This window comes from Paracoccus laeviglucosivorans (genome assembly GCF_900182695.1).
GTDB classification, from domain to species: Bacteria; Pseudomonadota; Alphaproteobacteria; order Rhodobacterales; family Rhodobacteraceae; genus Paracoccus; species Paracoccus laeviglucosivorans.
On the sequence record NZ_FXTK01000004.1, the window covers coordinates 174066 to 189925 of the forward strand.

Annotated in this window: 22 protein-coding genes; 14 read left to right on the forward strand and 8 right to left on the reverse strand. The window is 65.4% G+C overall.

The window, feature by feature from the left end:
• Positions 1-13 precede the first annotated feature (13 nt).
• Both FN835_RS06420 and FN835_RS06425 read right to left on the reverse strand, forming a co-directional pair.
• Entirely contained in the window at positions 14-451 is a 438-nt protein-coding gene (locus tag FN835_RS06420; protein WP_246098663.1) for a lysozyme inhibitor LprI family protein, read from the reverse strand.
• Positions 448-930: a lysozyme inhibitor LprI family protein gene (locus tag FN835_RS06425; RefSeq protein WP_142662382.1), complete on the reverse strand. Its 483-nt coding sequence runs from the start codon at positions 928-930 to the stop codon at positions 448-450. The genes FN835_RS06420 and FN835_RS06425 overlap by 4 nt, the downstream gene beginning before the upstream one ends.
• Before the next feature lie 154 nt (positions 931-1084).
• On the opposite strand from FN835_RS06425, the gene FN835_RS06430 reads away from it, so the two are divergent.
• Entirely contained in the window at positions 1085-1630 is a 546-nt protein-coding gene (locus FN835_RS06430; protein WP_142662383.1) for a histidine phosphatase family protein, read from the forward strand.
• Entirely contained in the window at positions 1603-2556 is a 954-nt protein-coding gene (cbiB, locus tag FN835_RS06435; protein WP_425467458.1) for an adenosylcobinamide-phosphate synthase CbiB, read from the forward strand. Before FN835_RS06430 ends, cbiB begins: the two co-directional genes overlap by 28 nt.
• Here cbiB and hemC read toward each other — a convergent pair.
• The gene (hemC, locus tag FN835_RS06440) at positions 2553-3494 is read right to left on the reverse strand and encodes a hydroxymethylbilane synthase (RefSeq protein ID WP_142662384.1); all 942 of its coding nucleotides are present in this window, start codon (positions 3492-3494) and stop codon (positions 2553-2555) included. The genes cbiB and hemC overlap by 4 nt on opposite strands.
• Before the next feature lie 75 nt (positions 3495-3569).
• On the opposite strand from hemC, the gene hemE reads away from it, so the two are divergent.
• Both hemE and FN835_RS06450 read left to right on the forward strand, forming a co-directional pair.
• Positions 3570-4598, forward strand: a complete 1029-nt coding sequence (gene hemE / locus FN835_RS06445) for a uroporphyrinogen decarboxylase (protein ID WP_142662556.1) — start codon at positions 3570-3572, stop codon at positions 4596-4598.
• A gap of 3 nt (positions 4599-4601) precedes the next feature.
• Complete coding sequence (locus FN835_RS06450; RefSeq protein ID WP_142662385.1) at positions 4602-5474, forward strand: DMT family transporter; 873 nt, start codon at positions 4602-4604, stop codon at positions 5472-5474.
• Here the strand turns inward: FN835_RS06450 and FN835_RS06455 are convergent.
• Positions 5464-6054 carry a LysE family translocator gene (locus FN835_RS06455; RefSeq protein WP_142662386.1) on the reverse strand — a complete coding sequence of 197 codons (591 nt, stop codon included), beginning with the start codon at positions 6052-6054 and terminating at the stop codon, positions 5464-5466. The two genes, FN835_RS06450 and FN835_RS06455, sit on opposite strands and share 11 nt — an antisense overlap.
• An 81-nt stretch (positions 6055-6135) precedes the next feature.
• Between FN835_RS06455 and FN835_RS06460 the strand changes: the two genes are divergently transcribed.
• Positions 6136-6597, forward strand: a complete 462-nt coding sequence (locus FN835_RS06460) for an Lrp/AsnC family transcriptional regulator (protein ID WP_142662387.1) — start codon at positions 6136-6138, stop codon at positions 6595-6597.
• A gap of 79 nt (positions 6598-6676) precedes the next feature.
• Positions 6677-8206, forward strand: a complete 1530-nt coding sequence (locus FN835_RS06465) for an ATP-dependent DNA helicase (protein WP_142662388.1) — start codon at positions 6677-6679, stop codon at positions 8204-8206.
• Between the two features lie 69 nt (positions 8207-8275).
• On the opposite strand, the gene FN835_RS06470 is transcribed toward FN835_RS06465, so the two are convergent.
• Positions 8276-9097, reverse strand: a complete 822-nt coding sequence (locus tag FN835_RS06470; RefSeq protein ID WP_142662389.1) for an EcsC family protein — start codon at positions 9095-9097, stop codon at positions 8276-8278.
• A gap of 107 nt (positions 9098-9204) precedes the next feature.
• On the reverse strand, positions 9205-9795 hold the full coding sequence (locus FN835_RS06475; RefSeq protein ID WP_142662390.1) for a GNAT family N-acetyltransferase: 591 nt from the start codon (positions 9793-9795) through the stop codon (positions 9205-9207).
• Positions 9796-10027: 232 nt separating this feature from the next.
• Between FN835_RS06475 and FN835_RS06480 the strand changes: the two genes are divergently transcribed.
• From FN835_RS06480 to FN835_RS06515, 8 genes are all read left to right on the forward strand, one after another.
• Positions 10028-10621, forward strand: coding sequence for a flavin reductase family protein (locus FN835_RS06480; RefSeq protein WP_142662391.1), 594 nt, complete (start codon positions 10028-10030; stop codon positions 10619-10621).
• Complete coding sequence (locus tag FN835_RS06485; protein WP_142662392.1) at positions 10621-11166, forward strand: adenine phosphoribosyltransferase; 546 nt, start codon at positions 10621-10623, stop codon at positions 11164-11166. The genes FN835_RS06480 and FN835_RS06485 overlap by 1 nt, the downstream gene beginning before the upstream one ends.
• 38 nt (positions 11167-11204) lie before the next feature.
• Entirely contained in the window at positions 11205-12155 is a 951-nt protein-coding gene (gene ispH, locus FN835_RS06490; RefSeq protein ID WP_142662393.1) for a 4-hydroxy-3-methylbut-2-enyl diphosphate reductase, read from the forward strand.
• Positions 12156-12224: 69 nt separating this feature from the next.
• A complete protein-coding gene (locus FN835_RS06495) occupies positions 12225-12551 on the forward strand; it encodes a DUF1330 domain-containing protein (protein ID WP_142662394.1) in 327 nt (108 codons plus the stop codon).
• 66 nt (positions 12552-12617) lie between these two features.
• Complete coding sequence (locus FN835_RS06500) at positions 12618-13223, forward strand: glutathione S-transferase family protein (protein ID WP_142662395.1); 606 nt, start codon at positions 12618-12620, stop codon at positions 13221-13223.
• Positions 13220-13822 carry a LysE family translocator gene (locus FN835_RS06505; RefSeq protein ID WP_142662396.1) on the forward strand — a complete coding sequence of 201 codons (603 nt, stop codon included), beginning with the start codon at positions 13220-13222 and terminating at the stop codon, positions 13820-13822. The genes FN835_RS06500 and FN835_RS06505 overlap by 4 nt, the downstream gene beginning before the upstream one ends.
• The gene (gene rnhA, locus FN835_RS06510) at positions 13819-14295 is read left to right on the forward strand and encodes a ribonuclease HI (RefSeq protein WP_142662397.1); all 477 of its coding nucleotides are present in this window, start codon (positions 13819-13821) and stop codon (positions 14293-14295) included. Before FN835_RS06505 ends, rnhA begins: the two co-directional genes overlap by 4 nt.
• Complete coding sequence (locus FN835_RS06515) at positions 14285-14914, forward strand: trimeric intracellular cation channel family protein (protein ID WP_142662398.1); 630 nt, start codon at positions 14285-14287, stop codon at positions 14912-14914. The genes rnhA and FN835_RS06515 overlap by 11 nt, the downstream gene beginning before the upstream one ends.
• On the opposite strand, the gene FN835_RS06520 is transcribed toward FN835_RS06515, so the two are convergent.
• Together FN835_RS06520 and FN835_RS06525 are read right to left on the reverse strand one after the other, a co-directional pair.
• A complete protein-coding gene (locus FN835_RS06520; protein WP_142662399.1) occupies positions 14911-15234 on the reverse strand; it encodes a VOC family protein in 324 nt (107 codons plus the stop codon). The genes FN835_RS06515 and FN835_RS06520 overlap by 4 nt on opposite strands.
• A gap of 11 nt (positions 15235-15245) precedes the next feature.
• Positions 15246-15647, reverse strand: a complete 402-nt coding sequence (locus FN835_RS06525) for a group III truncated hemoglobin (RefSeq protein ID WP_142662557.1) — start codon at positions 15645-15647, stop codon at positions 15246-15248.
• Positions 15648-15860: the final 213 nt, after the last annotated feature.

Sequence of the window (15860 nt, forward strand, 5' to 3'; positions counted from 1 at the left end):
CCCTTTCCTGTGTTCAGCTGCTTTCGGACAGCGACATCAGCAGCGCCGTCTGTCTTGCGGTTTCATCCCGCACGCAGCGCGCTTGGGCCAGATCGCCGTCCGACAGGGCACAAAGTGCGTCGCGATAGGTGATCCAGTCGCGCTCGGCCTTACGCAGCGGTTCGGCGGGCAGGCGGTTCAGCGCATCCTGATATGTCGCGGTCAGCTTCGCCTCCCATGCCTGATGCGAGGCGTCCAGGCAGTTCGACATCGGAAAGTCCGGGTCGTCGCCTTTGTATTTCGCTGATGCGTAATCCAGACAGGCCTGCATCCCGGTATCGGCGCAATCGGCCTTGGCCCCTTGCGTTTCCGCCGCGCCAAGGCATTGGTCGATCGCCGCCGGGTCAAAGCCGGAACTGTCCCCGGCATAGACCGGGGAAGCCAGCAGCAGCATAAGCAGCGCGCGCTTCACCGCGTCTCGCCGATCATGCTGCCAAGGCGCAGGGCCTGTTCGCCGGTCAGGGTCATCACGCACACCTCGGCTGCGGGACCGGCTGCGGTGCCCCCCTGAAACTGCGATGCGGCGAATTTGCAGCTAGAGTCGCGAAAGGTGATCCAGTCGCGCTGCATCTTTTGCAGCATGGGCAGGGTCGGCTGTGCGCCGTTCGCGGCGTCATTCTCTTTCGCTTTGGAAACCAGCTTGCCGTAATTGTCGTTCAGCAGCCTGTCCCAGTCGTCGCGTTCATGGTTCACGCAGCTTGTCATGCCGACAGTGCTGTAGCCCCCCGGCGCATCCATGCAGGTGGTCGAAGCCTGACCGATACAGGCATGGCGCGCGCCGTCATCCGCAGCCGCCGTCAGGCAAGCATTCACCGCCTTGTCGTCATAGGTTACGTCATCCTGCGCAAAAGCCGGAGTGGCAAGCAGAAGAAGGATCGGGATGAAACGCATGGGCTAGCTCCTTGGGTTGTCGCCTTAGGAAACACCCGGCCGTATCGGATGTTCCTTTTGCCCCTTTGTTTACCAGCTTCGCGCCTTGGAACAGATCCCTCACCATTCTTTCGTCGCCCACACGGCGTTGACAGGACATCAGGCGCGGTTATCCATGCCCCGCATGAGCCAAGCCCGCATCCTAATCGCCCGCCATGCCCCCTTGTCCCAGCCGGGACTGGCAGGACGGCGCGACGTGGCGGCAGATTGCAGCGACCAACCGGCATTGGATTGGCTGCGCGGGCAGTTGCTGGGCGCGGATGTTCTGCTGTGCAGCCCCGCCCTGCGCTGTCGCCAGACCTGCGATGCGATGGACCTGCATCCCCGCCTGAACGCAGCGCTGTGGGAACAGGACTTCGGCATCTGGGAAGATGGACCTGTCCCCGATCTTGGTCCCTTGTCCCATGCAGAACTGGCCAGCCATCGGCCGGACAAAGGTGAAAGCTTTCTGGATATGGCGGCCCGCGTGCAGCCCTTGTTAAAGGGTCTTGGCGGAACCGCCGCAATCGTCGCCCATGCCGGAACCGTTCGGGCGGCACTTGCGCTGGCTGTGGGTCCGGCGGCACTGGCGTTTTCCGTAGCCCCCCTGTCTCTGACCGTCCTGACCCGCCACTCGGACAACTGGGCCGTTGAATGCGTCAACCGGACCGCGCCATGCTAAGCGCCGAGACGCTGACAATCGCGCTGACGGCCCTGCTTGCGGATGCAGCCTTTGGCTGGCCTGACAGGCTTTATCGCCGCATCTCGCATCCTGTGGTGTGGATCGGACGGCTGATCGCGGCGCTGGATACGCGCTGGAACCGCGGTGGGCGTCGCATCCTGCGCGGAGGGCTGGCGGTTCTGGTCGTGGTGGTGGCAGCGGTCCTGCCTGCATGGGCGCTGACCGTTTTGCTGCGTCCCCTGCCGGGATCGGGGGTGCTGCTGGGATTGCTGGCATGGCCGCTTGTCGCCAGCCGTTCGTTGCACGATCACGTCGCGGCGGTGGCCCAGCCCCTGACGGCTGGCAATATCGCGGGTGCGAAACAGGCCGTCGCGATGATCGTCGGGCGCGACCTGTCGGACGATCCCGCCCCCATCGCGCGGGCCGCGTTGGAAAGTCTGGCGGAAAACACCTCGGACGGGATCACCGCGCCCGTGCTGTGGGCCGCGATTGGCGGTCTGCCGGGGATCGCCGCCTATAAGGCGATCAACACGCTTGATTCGATGATCGGTCATCGCAGCCCGCGCCATCTGCTGTTCGGGCGGATCGCGGCGCGGCTGGACGATGTGGTCAACCTGCCCGCGTCACGGCTGACGGGGCTTTTGTTCGTGGCGGCGGCGTGGTCGGCGCAAGCATGGCGCGTGATGCGCCGCGATGCGCGTCATCACCGTTCGCCCAATGCCGGCTGGCCCGAGGCCGCGATGGCAGGCGCGCTTGGCATCCGCCTGTCGGGCCCGCGCAGCTATCACGGGGTATCCACCCCCGAGCCTTGGCTGAACGCCGCTGCCCGCGATCCCGGCCCGCAGGACTTGCTGCGAGGCCTGACGCTGTATCGCCGCAGCATGGCGCTGCTGGCCCTGGGCCTGCTGGTCGCGCTGGCGGCTTAGGCCCAGTCGAAGAAATCGCCGGGCGCCCGCCTGCGCAGTTCTGCCGCCAGATCGTCACCCATCGCAGCACCGTCGCTGGCAAGGCCGATACGTTCGCCTGCAATCACCTCGGTCCCGTCAGGGCGCAGGATTTCACCGCGAATGCGCAGCCTGTCGCCGTCCAGTTCGGCTAGCCCGGCGATCGGCGTCTGGCAGGAACCGTCCAGCCGGGCCAGAAACGCCCGCTCGGCCACAACGCGCAGCAAGCTTTGGGCATGGTTGATCGCGGCCAGCATCTGGGCCACGCGCAGATCGTCTGCCCGGCGTTCGACCCCGATGCAGCCCTGCGCGACGGCGGGCAACATCTCGGCGGGCTCGACCGCGCCACGCGCCACATGGGTCATGCCCAGCCGCGACAGGCCCGCCATCGCCAGAAAGCTGGCAACAGCCACGCCGTCTTCCAGCTTTTTCAGCCGGGTCTGCACATTTCCGCGAAACTCGATCAGTTGCAGATCCGGCCTGCGCACCAATAGCTGCGCCCGACGCCGCAAGCTGGAGGAGCCGACCACTGCCCCCTTTGGCAGCTGCGAAATCCCCGCAAAATGCGGTGACACGAACGCATCACGCACATCCTCGCGCGGCAGATAGCAGTCGATCAGCAGACCGTCGGGCTGCGCGACGGGCATGTCCTTCATCGAATGCACCGCGATGTCGATGTCGCCCGCGATCAGCGCATCCTCGATCTCGCGGGTGAACAGGCCCTTGCCCCCGATTTCCTTAAGCGCGCGGTCCTGCACGCGGTCGCCTGTCGTCTTGATCGGCACGATCTGGAACGCATCGGCCGTCAGGCCATGCGCCGCCATCAGCCGGTCACGGGTTTCATGCGCCTGCGCCAGCGCCAGCGCCGAGCCGCGCGTGCCGATGCGAATGGGGGTCGAAGGTGTGGGCATCTGGGTCATCTGCCCCGATTAGCGCCCCCCCGCGCCCTTGACAACGGGGACGCGCGCGCCATGAAGAACCGCAACGAGGTGAACATGACCCAGAAAACCATTCTGCGCGCGCTTTCAGGCGAACGCCTGCCCACCCCTCCGGTCTGGATGATGCGTCAGGCGGGACGCTATTTGCCGGAATATCGCGCCACACGGGCGCAGGCGGGCGATTTCCTGTCGCTGTGTTATAATCCCGAACTGGCAGCCGAGGTGACGCTGCAACCGATCCGCCGCTACGCATTCGACGCGGCGATCCTGTTTGCGGACATCCTGCTGATCCCGCAGGCGCTGGGGCTGGATCTGTGGTTCGCGACCGGCGAAGGGCCGCGCCTGTCCACCGTGACCAGCGCCAATCAGGTAGCCGCGCTGCGCAGCACCGATGCGATCCACGACACGCTGAACCCGATCTATGAAACCGTGCGCATCCTGTCGCGCGAACTGCCGCGCGAAACGACGCTGATCGGCTTTGCGGGCGCACCATGGACGGTCGCGACCTATATGATCGCGGGACGCGGCACACCCGATCAGGGTCCGGCCCATGCCTTCAAGGCCGCCGACCGCGCGGCATTCTCGGCGCTGATCGACAAGATCACGGATGCGACCATCGAATACCTCTCGGCCCAGATCAACGCCGGGGCCGAGGTGGTGAAGCTGTTCGATAGCTGGGCAGGCTCGCTCAAGGGGCAGGATTTCGACGATTTCGCGCTGACCCCGGCGAAACGCATCATCGCGGCGCTGAAGGCCCGCCATCCGGCAACGCCGGTCATCGCCTTCCCGCGCGAGGCGGGGGCGCGTTACGCGGGCTTTGCCCGTGCGGTCGGGGCCGATTGCGTGGCGTTGGACAATTCCGTCAGCGCCGACTGGGCGGCGGGCAATGTCCAGACCGATGGCTGCGTGCAGGGCAACCTTGATCCCCGCCTGCTGGTCACCGGCGGCGACACGCTGGAGACCGAGACCCGCCGCATCGTCACCGCATTTTCCGGCGGCGCGCATATCTTCAACCTGGGCCATGGCATCACCCCTGACGCCGATCCCGACAACGTGACGCGGATGCTGGCCGCCATTCGCGGCTAAGCCATGTGGATCATCGCGACCCTGATCGCCGCTGCAGCACAAACCGCCCGTAACGCGGCGCAGCGCGGTCTGACGGCAGAGATCGGCACGATGGGCGCGACCGCCGTGCGGTTCCTGTTCGGCCTGCCCTTTGCCCTGCTGTTTCTGGGCATCTGGGCCATGGGCCACACGATCCCCATCCCTGATATGCGGGTGGTCGGCTGGACGCTTATGGGCAGCCTTGCCCAGATCGCCGCCACCGCGCTGATGCTGGTCACGATGAAATCGCGCGGCTTCGGCGTCACCACCGCGCTGCTGAAGACCGAGCCTGTGACGCTGGCCGTCATCGGCGCGGTGCTGCTGGCCGAACCGCTTGGGCCTGCCCGCATGGCGGCCATCGCCACGGCCACGCTGGGCGTCGTGTTGATGTCGGGGGTGAACTGGCGCAGCGGCGGCTGGCGCGCGGCGGGTCTGGGCGTTATGGCGGGCGCGCTGTTCGGATTGTCGGCCATCGGCTTTCGCGGCGGTATCCTTGCGCTGCCGGATGGCGGCTATGTCACCCGCTCGGCCACGGTGCTGGCGCTAAGCCTTGGGATACAATCGGCGCTGATGCTGGCATGGCTGGGCGCGGCGGACCGTCCGGCGCTTTTGGGCATCGCACGGCACTGGCGCGGGTCGATGAAAGCCGGGTTTTTGGGGGCCTTCGCCTCGCTTTTCTGGTTCATGGGCTTTGCGCTTACCGCAGCAGCCAATGTCCGCACGCTGGCCTTGGTCGAGGTGGTCATGGCACAGATCGTATCGGGGCGCGTCTTTCGCGAAGGCGCTGGCCCGCGTCAGCTGGCTGGCATGGCGCTGATCGTTCTGGGCGTGGCGGCACTGATCTGGATCAGTGCCTGAGCACCGGCACCATCGAGCCGATCAACAGCAGCGCCATCGCCCAGTTGAACAGCCGCAGCCGCAGCGGATCCTGCAAGAAGCCGCGCATCCCCTGCCCCATCGCCGCCCAGACCGCGACCGATGGCAGGTTGATCAGCGTGAACACCAGCGCCACCCCAATCACGCCACCCGCCCCGGCCGAATAGGCGGAAAGCGCCCCCAGGGCCATCATCCACGCCTTGGGATTGACCCATTGGAAAGCGCAGGCGGCAAGAAAGGTCATGGGGCGGGCAGCGGCCCCCTTGCGCCCCTGCGGCGCGTCCGAGCGGGCGATTTTCCATGCCAGCCAAAGCACATAGATAAAACTCAGCCATTTCAACCCTTGCGCGACAAGGGGGGAACGGGCGATGATCTGGTCCAGGCCCAGCCCCACCAGACCCACCATCGCGCCGAATCCCAGCGCCACGCCCAGCATATGCGGCAAAGTCCGCCGCATTCCGAAATTTGCGCCCGATGCCATCAGCATCAGGTTGTTCGGACCGGGCGTGATCGACGTGACAAGGGCAAAGGTGGCAAGGGCCAGAACGATGTGCTGCGACATGGGTTTATCCGTTGATTTCGGACAATAATATTCCAATCCCTGCGCAATTTCTGATTTATGTTGTTATAAGGAGCTGAAAGTTTGCAACCCACACCCGAGAAAGACCCGATCTCTGCGCGGATATTGCAAATTCTTGCGCAGAACGGTCGCATCCCGAATCAACAGCTGGCTGCCGAGATCGGCCTTTCGCCGTCCGCCTGCCTGCGCCGGGTGCAGGAACTTGAACGCCGGGGGGCCATCGTGGGCTATCGCGCGGTCATCCATCCCGCCGCTCGTGAGGCGGGCTTTACCGCCTATGTCACGGTCGGCCTGTCGCGCCACTCGAACGAGGCGCAGCAATCCTTTGAGCGTGCCTGCATGGCCGCGCCACAGGTGCGCGAATGCCACAACATCACCGGCTCGATCGAATATCTGCTGCGGGTCGAGGTGCGCGATCTGGAATCCTATCGCCGCTTCCACACCGAGGTGCTGGGGGCGTTTCCGCAGATTTCGACCATTACCACGCATGTCGTGATGAACTCGCCCAAGGACGACCGCGCCTGAACCTGTCCGACACCCGTTTTGCAGCACCCCTTGCCGGAACGCCCTTCCGGCCCCGGTCGATGCGGGCTAACAAGACGCCATGACCCTGCCCACCCTTTCCCCCGATCAGGCCGAAGCCTGGGATGCCATCGCCGCCGCCCTTGAGGATGCAGGTGTCGATCTGGTCTCTGAGGAGGTCCGCCCCCCGGTCGAGGGCAAGGGCCGCGTCATGGCCGTCATCGGCAAAGCGGGTTCGGGCAAGACGCTGCTGCTGGCGCAGCTATACACGGCGCTGAAGGCGGCGGGGGTCGAAATCGTCTCGGGGGATTACGAAGGCAAGAAGCGCAAGGAACGCCGCACCGCCGCCATTCTTGCGCCGACGAACAAGGCGGCTTTCGTGCTGCGCACCCGTGGCGTGCCCGCAACGACCATCCACCGCATCCTTTACACCCCGGTATATGACCCCGATTACGAACGTATCGCCGATTGGCTGACCGGCGCGGGCGAACGCCCCGTGGTCGAGGGCGTGATCGAAGGGCTGACGGACGCCGCGCTGGACCGCGCCAAGGCGTTTTACGACCAACATGCCTCGATCCCCGGCGCGCTGGCGGCGGCGGGGCTGCGTGGATCGGATTTTATTCGCGGCTGGAAACGACGCGAGGACGGGCTGGATATCGGGCTGATCGACGAATCCTCGATGCTGGACGAAAAGCAATTCGAGGATCTGCGCGAGATTTTCCCGGTGCTGATCTTATTTGGCGATCCCGCGCAGCTGGCCCCCGTCGGGCAATCGGGCGAAATGGTGTTCGACAAGCTTGCCCCGTCGCAGCGGCTGATGCTGAACCGCATTCACCGCCAGACGAATGACAGCCCGATTCTGGATCTGGCCCATGCGCTGGCCGATCCCGCGGTGGATTTTCAGGCATTCGAGCGACTGGTGCAGGACGCCGCCCGCCGCGATGAACGTGTCGTCTGGGCCGAACGGGTGGAATCCGACCTGATGGCGCAAAGCCCGGTGCTGGTCTGGCGCAACGCGACCCGCATCAAGCTGATTCAGGCGTTCCGCACCGCCTATGGCGCACCGGGCGACGCGCTGCTGCCCGGTGAGCCGCTGATCTGCGACGGTCTGGAACTGCCGCTGAAACACCGCAAGAAACGCATCGACCTTGAGGCGCGCGGGCTGATCAAGGGGGCGCAGGTCGTCTATCTTGGCCCCGGTCGCAAGCCCGGCTTTTCGCGTCTGCATGTCGTGGGGGCAGAAGATCCGCGCCTTTCCGCCGCCAGCATCGTCAAGATCGAGATGCCGGATGTCGACGAGCCTTTCATTCCTTACGCGGCACGCATGGGGGCGACATTCCTGCACGGGGCGGCGGTGACGATCCACAAGGCGCAGGGTTCGCAATGGCCCGATGTGCAGGTCTTTGCCCCCGATATTTCCGCCGCCGCATGGTCTAACCGCACCGAGGCCGGCGTGCCGTTGTGGAAACGCCTGACCTATGTCGCGATCACGCGGGCGCAGGAGCGGCTTTTGTGGATCGTGCGGTCGCGGCTGGCACGGCCATCGGCCCCGCTGGGAATCGAGCATCTGGAAACCGCCAGCGCCCCGTTGGAACTGGCGGCCGAGGAATAGGCGTTGCGACCGGGGCGCTGCCCCGGACCCCGGGGTATTTGGGGAACCAAGAAGCCGGAAGGGGCCGCCTTAGCCGTTGCGCCGCAGGCTTTTGCGGGCCGAGCCGGGGCGGCGTTGTTCCATGCGCAGGACCAGCGCCTCGACCAGTGCTTCGCGCGGCAGGCCGGTTTCGTGCGACAGGCGCAGCAGGCCGAACTGGACGCGGGCGATTTCCTGATAATAGCGCGTGAAGTTGTAGTTGATCGCGGCCCCGGCCAGAGCGCCGAGGATCGGCACGGCCTGCGCCGCGAGCTTCTGGGCAAGCGAGGCCGAGAGTTTCGGCGCGACCTTGGCGATCAGCGTCTGGACGGTTTGGCCCGTGATGGTCATCCGCGCGGCCAGCAGACCCAGATCGGCGCCCTCATCCTCGGCCAGGGGCCCGGCGGAGGCGAAGACATGCAGCGCCTCGCGGCGGGCCAGTTCGCTGTTCGGATCGAACCCGTGTTCGGCGGCGATGTCCATGATCGCGCGCAGAAGCAGCGTCACCGTCACCGGCATTTCCAGAGTGGCGCCCGCGATGCCCGCAAAGCCGCCTGCCGCACCCGATGCCGTCGAAAGCGCGCGATTGAACCAGTCGCCACGATCGCTGACCAGCCCGCGCGAGCGTGAGGCCGCATCGAAGGCACGGTTCAGCGCCGCATGGGTGATCCGGTCGAGCCTGCCGCGCACGGGCTTGGGCAGGCGTTCGATCAAGCCTTCGGCTTTGCCGCCAACCGCGTTCATCAGTTCCATCGCGATGCCGCCCGCGTTCAGATAGCGCAGGGCGAGCCGGTCGATTTCGGCGTGGATCGTCGGATCGCTGATCGGCGGCAGCACCGATTGGCGGGCGGGGATCTGCGAATGCTCGGTCATCCCTTGGATACCTTGGCCTTTCCTTTGTCACCGCAGGGATGCGGCGCTGATGAAACACAGATAGGAAGCGGCGGGTTCCTTGTCAGGGGCCGGTGGCGAGAATGATCCTAGCGTTCGCGGATGATCGCGCGGGCCTCGGGGTCGTAATCCACCTGACGCTGGCTTTTGGGGGGATCGCGGCGCATTTCGACCAAGCCCGCGGCCACATCGCCGCCGGTTTCGCGCATCACGTCGCCCGTGACGCCCGACCATGCGTCATCGTCCAGCTCCAGTGCCAGAACGCGGTCGGGATTGGTGGGCGGCGGCATCACCACGCCGTCGACCTTCCAAAAGCCGAAGCGCTGGTAATAGGGCAGATCGCCCACCAGCATCACCCGCGCCCAGCCCAGCTCATCCGCCCGCGTCAGGCTTTCGCGCATCAGAAGCGCCCCCAGGCCTTCGCCCTGCGTCGTCGGATGGACGGCGACCGGGCCAAGCAGCAGGACAGGCTTGCCGCCCACGCGCACCGGCCAGTATCGGATCGCCCCCAGCAGCACCCCGGATGCATCGCGCAGCACCAGACACAGCGGCAGCACGGGCGACACGCCATCGCGCAGCCGATAGGAGGACAGCGCCGTGCGGCCCGGCGCAAAGCACAGATCCATCAGCGCCTCGACTTCGGGCGTATCGGCGGGGGTTTCCGGGGAAAGGTGATACATCCTGCCTCAAATCAGTCGGGGGTCAAAGCGGGTGCGTCGGTAAGAAGCGCGGCCCCCCTAACATCAATGCGCGGGCACGAAAACATCCGATCTTGCCCTTGCGCGCAAATTTATCGCAAGCCGCCGCATCCGGGGCGGTGGCGCTTGACGGGGAACGGTCTGGCGGGCAGATCGTTCCCTGACAAGCGGCGTGGAAAATCCGCGCCCGGCAATCGGATAGAAGGGAAAGCATATGTTCTACCGACCCGAGACCGGCCACGGCCTGCCGCATAACCCGCTGAACGCTCTTGTAGCGCCGCGTCCCATTGCGTGGGTCTCGACGCGGGGCGCGCTGGGGGACAACCTTGCGCCGCATTCGTTCTTTAACCTGACAGCCTATGTGCCGCCGCAGGTGATGTTCTGTTCGACCAGCGGCAAGGCGGATCGGCCGGGGACCAAGGACAGCGTGGCGCAGATCGCCGAAAGCCGCGTCTTTTGCATCAATATCGCCGACGGCGCGATGAAGGATCAGATGAACGCCACATCCGCCGCCCTGCCCGCAGGCGTCAGCGAGTTTGAGGCGGCGGGTGTCGCCTCGACGCCCTGCGAGACCATTGACTGCCTGCGCGTGACCGACGCTGCCGCATCGCTGGAATGCCGCATGACCCGCATCGTGCGACTGGCGGGCGAGGCGAATATCATGGTCATGGGGGTCGTCACCGGCATCCATATCCGCCCCGACTGTCTGGTCGATGGCCGTTTCGTGCCCGCCACCGGCTGGCTGTCGCGGCTGGGCTACAAGGATTATACCATCACCACCGACACGTTCGAGATGGAGCGCCCCTGATGCCGCCGCGCGATACCCGCACCGTCAAGGACTACATCCGCACCATCGTGGATTTCCCGCATGAGGGTATCCTGTTTCGCGATGTGACCACGCTTTTTGCCGATGCGCGCGGTTTCCGCATGGCCGTGGACCAGTTGCTGACGCCCTATGCCGGCGAACGCATCAGCAAGGTCGTGGGCCTTGAGGCGCGGGGCTTTATCCTTGGCGGCGCGGTGGCCCATCAGCTTTCCGTGGGCTTCGTGCCGATCCGCAAGAAAGGCAAGCTGCCCGGCGCGGTCGTGTCCGAAGCCTATGCGCTGGAATATGGCGAGGCCGTGATGGAACTGCATGACGACGCCCTTGCCCCCGGCGAGCGCGTGCTGATCGTCGATGACCTGCTGGCCACCGGCGGCACGGCGGCGGCGGCGATCAAACTGTGCGAACGTCTGGGCGCGGAAATCGTCGGTTGCGCATTCGTGATCGACCTGCCCGAGCTTGGCGGGCGCAAACTGCTTGAGGGGCTGGGCCATGACGTCCATGCCCTGACCGAATTCGAAGGCGCCTGAGCCTTGCAGCAGGCCGGTCGGAACGCTAGGTGATGGGCATGAGCATCAAACCGCCCCTGACCCTGTATCTGGCAGCCCCGCGCGGCTTTTGCGCGGGCGTGGACCGCGCGATCAAGATCGTGGAAATGGCGCTGCAGAAATGGGGCGCCCCGGTCTATGTCCGGCACGAAATCGTGCATAACAAATTCGTCGTGGACGGGTTGCGCGACAAGGGCGCCGTCTTTGTCGAGGAACTGGACGAATGCCCCGATGACCGCCCGGTGATCTTCTCGGCCCATGGCGTGCCAAAGGCCGTGCCCGCCGAGGCGCGTCGGCGCGAGATGGTCTTTGTGGATGCCACCTGCCCGCTTGTCAGCAAGGTCCATGTCGAGGCCGAGCGTCACCACGCCGCGGGCCTGCAGATGGTGATGATCGGCCATGAAGGCCACCCCGAGGTGCTGGGCACGATGGGCCAGCTTCCCGATGGCGAGGTCTTGCTGGTCGAAACCGTGGATGACGTGGCGGGGATCACACCGCGCGACCCGTCGCGGCTGGCCTTTATCACCCAGACCACGCTGTCGGTCGATGACACCGCGGCCATTGTCGCCGCCTTGCAGGCGCGGTTCCCGGCCATCGTCGGTCCGGCCAAGGAAGACATCTGCTACGCCACCACGAACCGTCAGGCCTCGGTCAAGGCGATTGCCGACCGGATCGACGCGCTGTTCGTGATCGGTGCGCCCAACAGCTCGAACTCGCGCCGTCTGGTCGAGGTGGGGCGTGCGGCGGGCTGCGCCTATTCCCAGCTTGTGATGCGGGCCGATCAGATCGACTGGCGCGCGATCGAAGGCGCGCGGTCGGTCGGCGTCACCGCAGGCGCATCCGCCCCCGAGGTGCTGGTCAATGAAGTGATCGACGCCTTCCGCGAACGCTATGACGTGACCGTGGACATGATCGAGACCGCACGCGAAAACGTGGAATTCAAGGTGCCGCGCGTCCTGCGCGAAGCCTGAACGTCGCGATTGCCGGAACGCCTCTGCCGCCGCTATGCTGGCGGCAGTTTCGTTTTGGGAGGGACGTAAATGACCGCATTCCTGATTGCCGAAGTGAAGGTCACCGATGACGCATGGGTGCCCGATTACGCCGCCCGCGTGCATGACATCGCCGCCAAGCACGGTGGCCGCTACCTGTCGCGCAGCGGCAATATCGACACGCTGGAAGGCCAGCCAACGGATGAGACGCTGATCGCCCTGATCCAGTTTCCCGACCGCGCCAGCGCCCATGCCTTCGCCAACGACCCGGAATATGCCCCCTTTGGCAAGGCCCGGCAGGATGGTTCCGTCAGCCATTTCCGCGTGATCGATGATACCGATCTGGCGGGTGCGATCCCCTATCTGCCCAAACCCTGATCGCGGCTTTCCGGCCCCGGCATTCGCGCCTATACTGCCGCATTGAACCATAAGGCAGGTAAGAAAATGCGTCTATATTCAATGCCCTCGTCGGGAAACAGCTACAAGGTGCGACTGCTTTTGTCGCTTTTGGGGCGCGACGTTCAGACGGTGGACGTGGAATATCAGACGCAGGCGCTGGACAGCGCCAAGGCCGAAGGGCACATGCCCTTTGGCAAGGCGCCGGTGCTGGAACTGGATGATGGCCGCCTGCTGCCGGAATCGAACGCGATCCTGTGCTGGCTGGGCGAAGGGACGGATTTCATCCCCGCCGATCCCTTTCACCGGGCCGAGATGCTAAGCTGGATGTTCTGGGAACAGAACCAGCACGAAGGCGTCGTGGCCGTCCGCGCCGCGCTGCAATACTATCCCCACCGCCGCGCTCAGGCCACGCCCGAGCGGATGGCGGCCCTGCTGGAAAGCGGTCATGCGCTGCTGCAGATCATGGATGATCATCTGTCATCGCGCGAATGGCTGGTCGGCGGTGCGGTCAGCCTGGCCGACATATGCCTTTACGGCTACACGCACACGGCGGGCGAACGCGGCGGCTTTGACATGGCGCGTTTTCCGGCAGTGAATGGCTGGCTGGCCCGCGTGGCGGCCCTGCCCGGCTATAAGGGGCTGACGGCGTGAGCTGGGATTACCTGCTGACCAGCCTGATCGTCTGCATCTCTCCGGGGATCGGCGTGATCTATACCTTGTCGGCCACGCTGGGCGGCGGAATGCGGGCCGGCTTTTGGGCCTCGGTCGGCTGCACGCTGGCGACCGTCCTGCATATGCTGATCGCCATGGCCGGACTTGCCGCAGTGCTGCATACCAGCGCGATGCTGTTTCAGGCGGTGAAATTCGCGGGCGTCGCCTATCTGCTGTGGATGGCATGGGCGGTGCTGAAGGATCGCGGCGGCATGTCGGTCGCGCCCTCGGCCCCCGGCCCCGCCATGCGGATCATCCGGCGGGCGGTGCTGCTGAACCTGCTGAACCCCAAGCTGCCGCTGTTCTTCATGGCTTTCCTGCCACAGGTCATGCCGCAAGGCGCGGGTCTGGCGATGTTGACCAAGTTGGGCCTGACCTTTTCCGCGATCACCTTTCTGACCTTTCTGGGCTATGCCGTGTTGGCCGCCAGCGGGCGCGATGCGCTGCTGGCATCGGACACGGTGATGCGCTGGCTGAAACGCGCCTTTGCCGCCAGCTTCGCGGCGCTGGGGCTGAAACTGGCGATGGCACGGGCATGACCGAACTTTACGCATGGACCGACGGCGCGTGCAGCGGCAATCCCGGCCCCGGCGGCTGGGGCGTGTTGATGCGCGCAATGGATGGCGACAGCATCGTCAAGGAACGCACCCTGCAAGGCGGCGAGGCCGACACCACCAACAACCGCATGGAGCTGATGGCTGCGATCTCTGCTCTGGAAACCCTGACGCGGCCCAGCCAGATCACCGTGACGACCGACAGTGCCTATGTCAAAAACGGCGTCACGCAATGGATCCACGGCTGGAAGCGCAATGGCTGGCGCACCGCCGACCGCAAGCCCGTCAAGAATGCCGAGCTGTGGCAGCGTCTGGACACGGCGCAGGCGCGCCACACGGTGCGCTGGGAATGGATCAAAGGCCATGCCGGGCATCCCGAAAACGAACGTGCGGACGAATTGGCCCGCGCCGGAATGGCCCCCTACAAGCCCGCAAAGGTGAAAGCCCTTGAGCCTTAGCATCCTGCTGCCATGGCTGGACTATGCCAGCGTGCTGGTCTTTGCGCTGACCGGGGCGCTGGTCGCCAGCCGGGGGCAATTGGACGTGGTGGGTTTCATATTCTTCGCCACGCTCACCGGCATCGGCGGCGGCACGCTGCGCGACCTGCTGCTGGGCCGCACCCCCATCTGGATGGAGCGGTCGGAACTGCTGCTGCTGACCTCGGGCGCGGCAATTCTGGTGTTCTTCACCGCGCATCTGCTGGAAAGCCGCTATCGTGTGCTGTTGTGGCTGGACGCCTTTGCGCTGGCCGTGGCGATCCCTGCGGGCGTCGGCGTGGCCATGACCTCGGGGGCGGATCCGATCGTGACGGTCGCCATGGGCGTCATCACCGGCACATTGGGCGGCATCATGCGCGATGTGGTCGGCAACGAAGTGCCGCTGGTCCTGAAACAGGGAGAGCTTTACATCACAGCAGCCTTTGGCGGCGCGTTGGTGGCGGTGATCCTGATCTTCGTTGGCTTTCCGCGCCCGATGGCGCTGATCTTTTGCGGCATGGTCGTGCTGGCGCTGCGGGCGGGCAGCATGGCGCTGGGATGGCGTCTGCCCACCTATCGCGCCCGACCGCCCCGGCTTTAACGGTCGGACCAGACCGCCATTTCGGTCCCGCCGGGTTCGCGAAACTGGAACCGCCGCCCGCCGGGAAATTCAAAGATCGGCCGCGTGATCCTGGCCCCCGCCTTGGTCACACACGCCAGCGCTGCTTCCAGATCATCGGTGCGCAGGATGATCAGCGGCGGCGCCAGCGGCCCTTGGGCAATCCCGCCAGACACGCCCGCATCGGCCAGTTCTTGATAATCTGGGCCGTAATCGTTGAAGCTCCAGCCAAAGGCATCGGCAAAGAACCTCCGGGTCGCCCCAAGATCGGGCGAGTTGAATTCCACGTAATCGATCTTCATCGCAAGTCTCCTTAGCGCAGAACCGGGGGCTGGGCGGCGTCACGGTGCAGCCCCTCGACACCCATGCGCAAGCCTGCACCGATGCGATGGGCAAGTGCCGACCATGCCCGCGCCGTCTCCTCGGGCAAGGTGCGGCGCAGGGTTTCGTCAAACAGCATCAGCCAATCGGGGAAATGAACCGCGCGGACATTTCCGGCCTGCATATGGGCGCGCATCGGACTGCCGTCATAGCTGCGTTCGTAAAGGATCGCATTGCGCCAGAATGCGGCGATCTTCGCCTCATGCGCGGGCCAGTCGGTGATATGGGCGGCAAAGATCGGGCCCAGCACTTCATGCCGCCGGATCGCGCCATAGAAGGTGGCGACGACGCGGTCGATCTGTTCAGGGGTGACGGGGATGCGCGGCGGGATCATATGGGGGATATGGCCCCCGCGTGCGGCACGCGCAAGGCCCGGTTCAGGGGCGGCCCCATGCCCACAGCACCGCAAGCCGTGCTTGCAGCCTTGCGGGGGGTTTTCTATAACCGCCTCCATGTTCAGCACGGGTCGGATCATTCGAATTACCCGCCCGGCGGCTTAGGGGTTCCTTCGCCGTCGGGTTACGCACGCCTGCCCTGCCACCGAAGG

Excerpts from the sequence above, each read along its gene's own strand:
- FN835_RS06425 (WP_142662382.1), bottom strand. The coding sequence starts at position 930 with ATGCGTTTCATCCCGATCCTTCTTCTGCTTGCCACTCCGGCTTTTGCG.
- FN835_RS06430 (WP_142662383.1), top strand. The coding sequence starts at position 1,085 with ATGCCCCGCATGAGCCAAGCCCGCATCCTAATCGCCCGCCATGCCCCC.
- cbiB (WP_425467458.1), top strand. The coding sequence starts at position 1,603 with ATGCGTCAACCGGACCGCGCCATGCTAAGCGCCGAGACGCTGACAATC.
- hemC (WP_142662384.1), bottom strand. The coding sequence starts at position 3,494 with ATGACCCAGATGCCCACACCTTCGACCCCCATTCGCATCGGCACGCGC.
- hemE (WP_142662556.1), top strand. The coding sequence starts at position 3,570 with ATGACCCAGAAAACCATTCTGCGCGCGCTTTCAGGCGAACGCCTGCCC.
- FN835_RS06450 (WP_142662385.1), top strand. The coding sequence starts at position 4,602 with ATGTGGATCATCGCGACCCTGATCGCCGCTGCAGCACAAACCGCCCGT.
- FN835_RS06455 (WP_142662386.1), bottom strand. The coding sequence starts at position 6,054 with ATGTCGCAGCACATCGTTCTGGCCCTTGCCACCTTTGCCCTTGTCACG.
- FN835_RS06465 (WP_142662388.1), top strand. The coding sequence starts at position 6,677 with ATGACCCTGCCCACCCTTTCCCCCGATCAGGCCGAAGCCTGGGATGCC.
- FN835_RS06470 (WP_142662389.1), bottom strand. The coding sequence starts at position 9,097 with ATGACCGAGCATTCGCAGATCCCCGCCCGCCAATCGGTGCTGCCGCCG.
- FN835_RS06475 (WP_142662390.1), bottom strand. The coding sequence starts at position 9,795 with ATGTATCACCTTTCCCCGGAAACCCCCGCCGATACGCCCGAAGTCGAG.
- FN835_RS06480 (WP_142662391.1), top strand. The coding sequence starts at position 10,028 with ATGTTCTACCGACCCGAGACCGGCCACGGCCTGCCGCATAACCCGCTG.
- FN835_RS06485 (WP_142662392.1), top strand. The coding sequence starts at position 10,621 with ATGCCGCCGCGCGATACCCGCACCGTCAAGGACTACATCCGCACCATC.
- ispH (WP_142662393.1), top strand. The coding sequence starts at position 11,205 with ATGAGCATCAAACCGCCCCTGACCCTGTATCTGGCAGCCCCGCGCGGC.
- FN835_RS06495 (WP_142662394.1), top strand. The coding sequence starts at position 12,225 with ATGACCGCATTCCTGATTGCCGAAGTGAAGGTCACCGATGACGCATGG.
- FN835_RS06500 (WP_142662395.1), top strand. The coding sequence starts at position 12,618 with ATGCGTCTATATTCAATGCCCTCGTCGGGAAACAGCTACAAGGTGCGA.
- rnhA (WP_142662397.1), top strand. The coding sequence starts at position 13,819 with ATGACCGAACTTTACGCATGGACCGACGGCGCGTGCAGCGGCAATCCC.
- FN835_RS06520 (WP_142662399.1), bottom strand. The coding sequence starts at position 15,234 with ATGAAGATCGATTACGTGGAATTCAACTCGCCCGATCTTGGGGCGACC.
- FN835_RS06525 (WP_142662557.1), bottom strand. The coding sequence starts at position 15,647 with ATGATCCCGCCGCGCATCCCCGTCACCCCTGAACAGATCGACCGCGTC.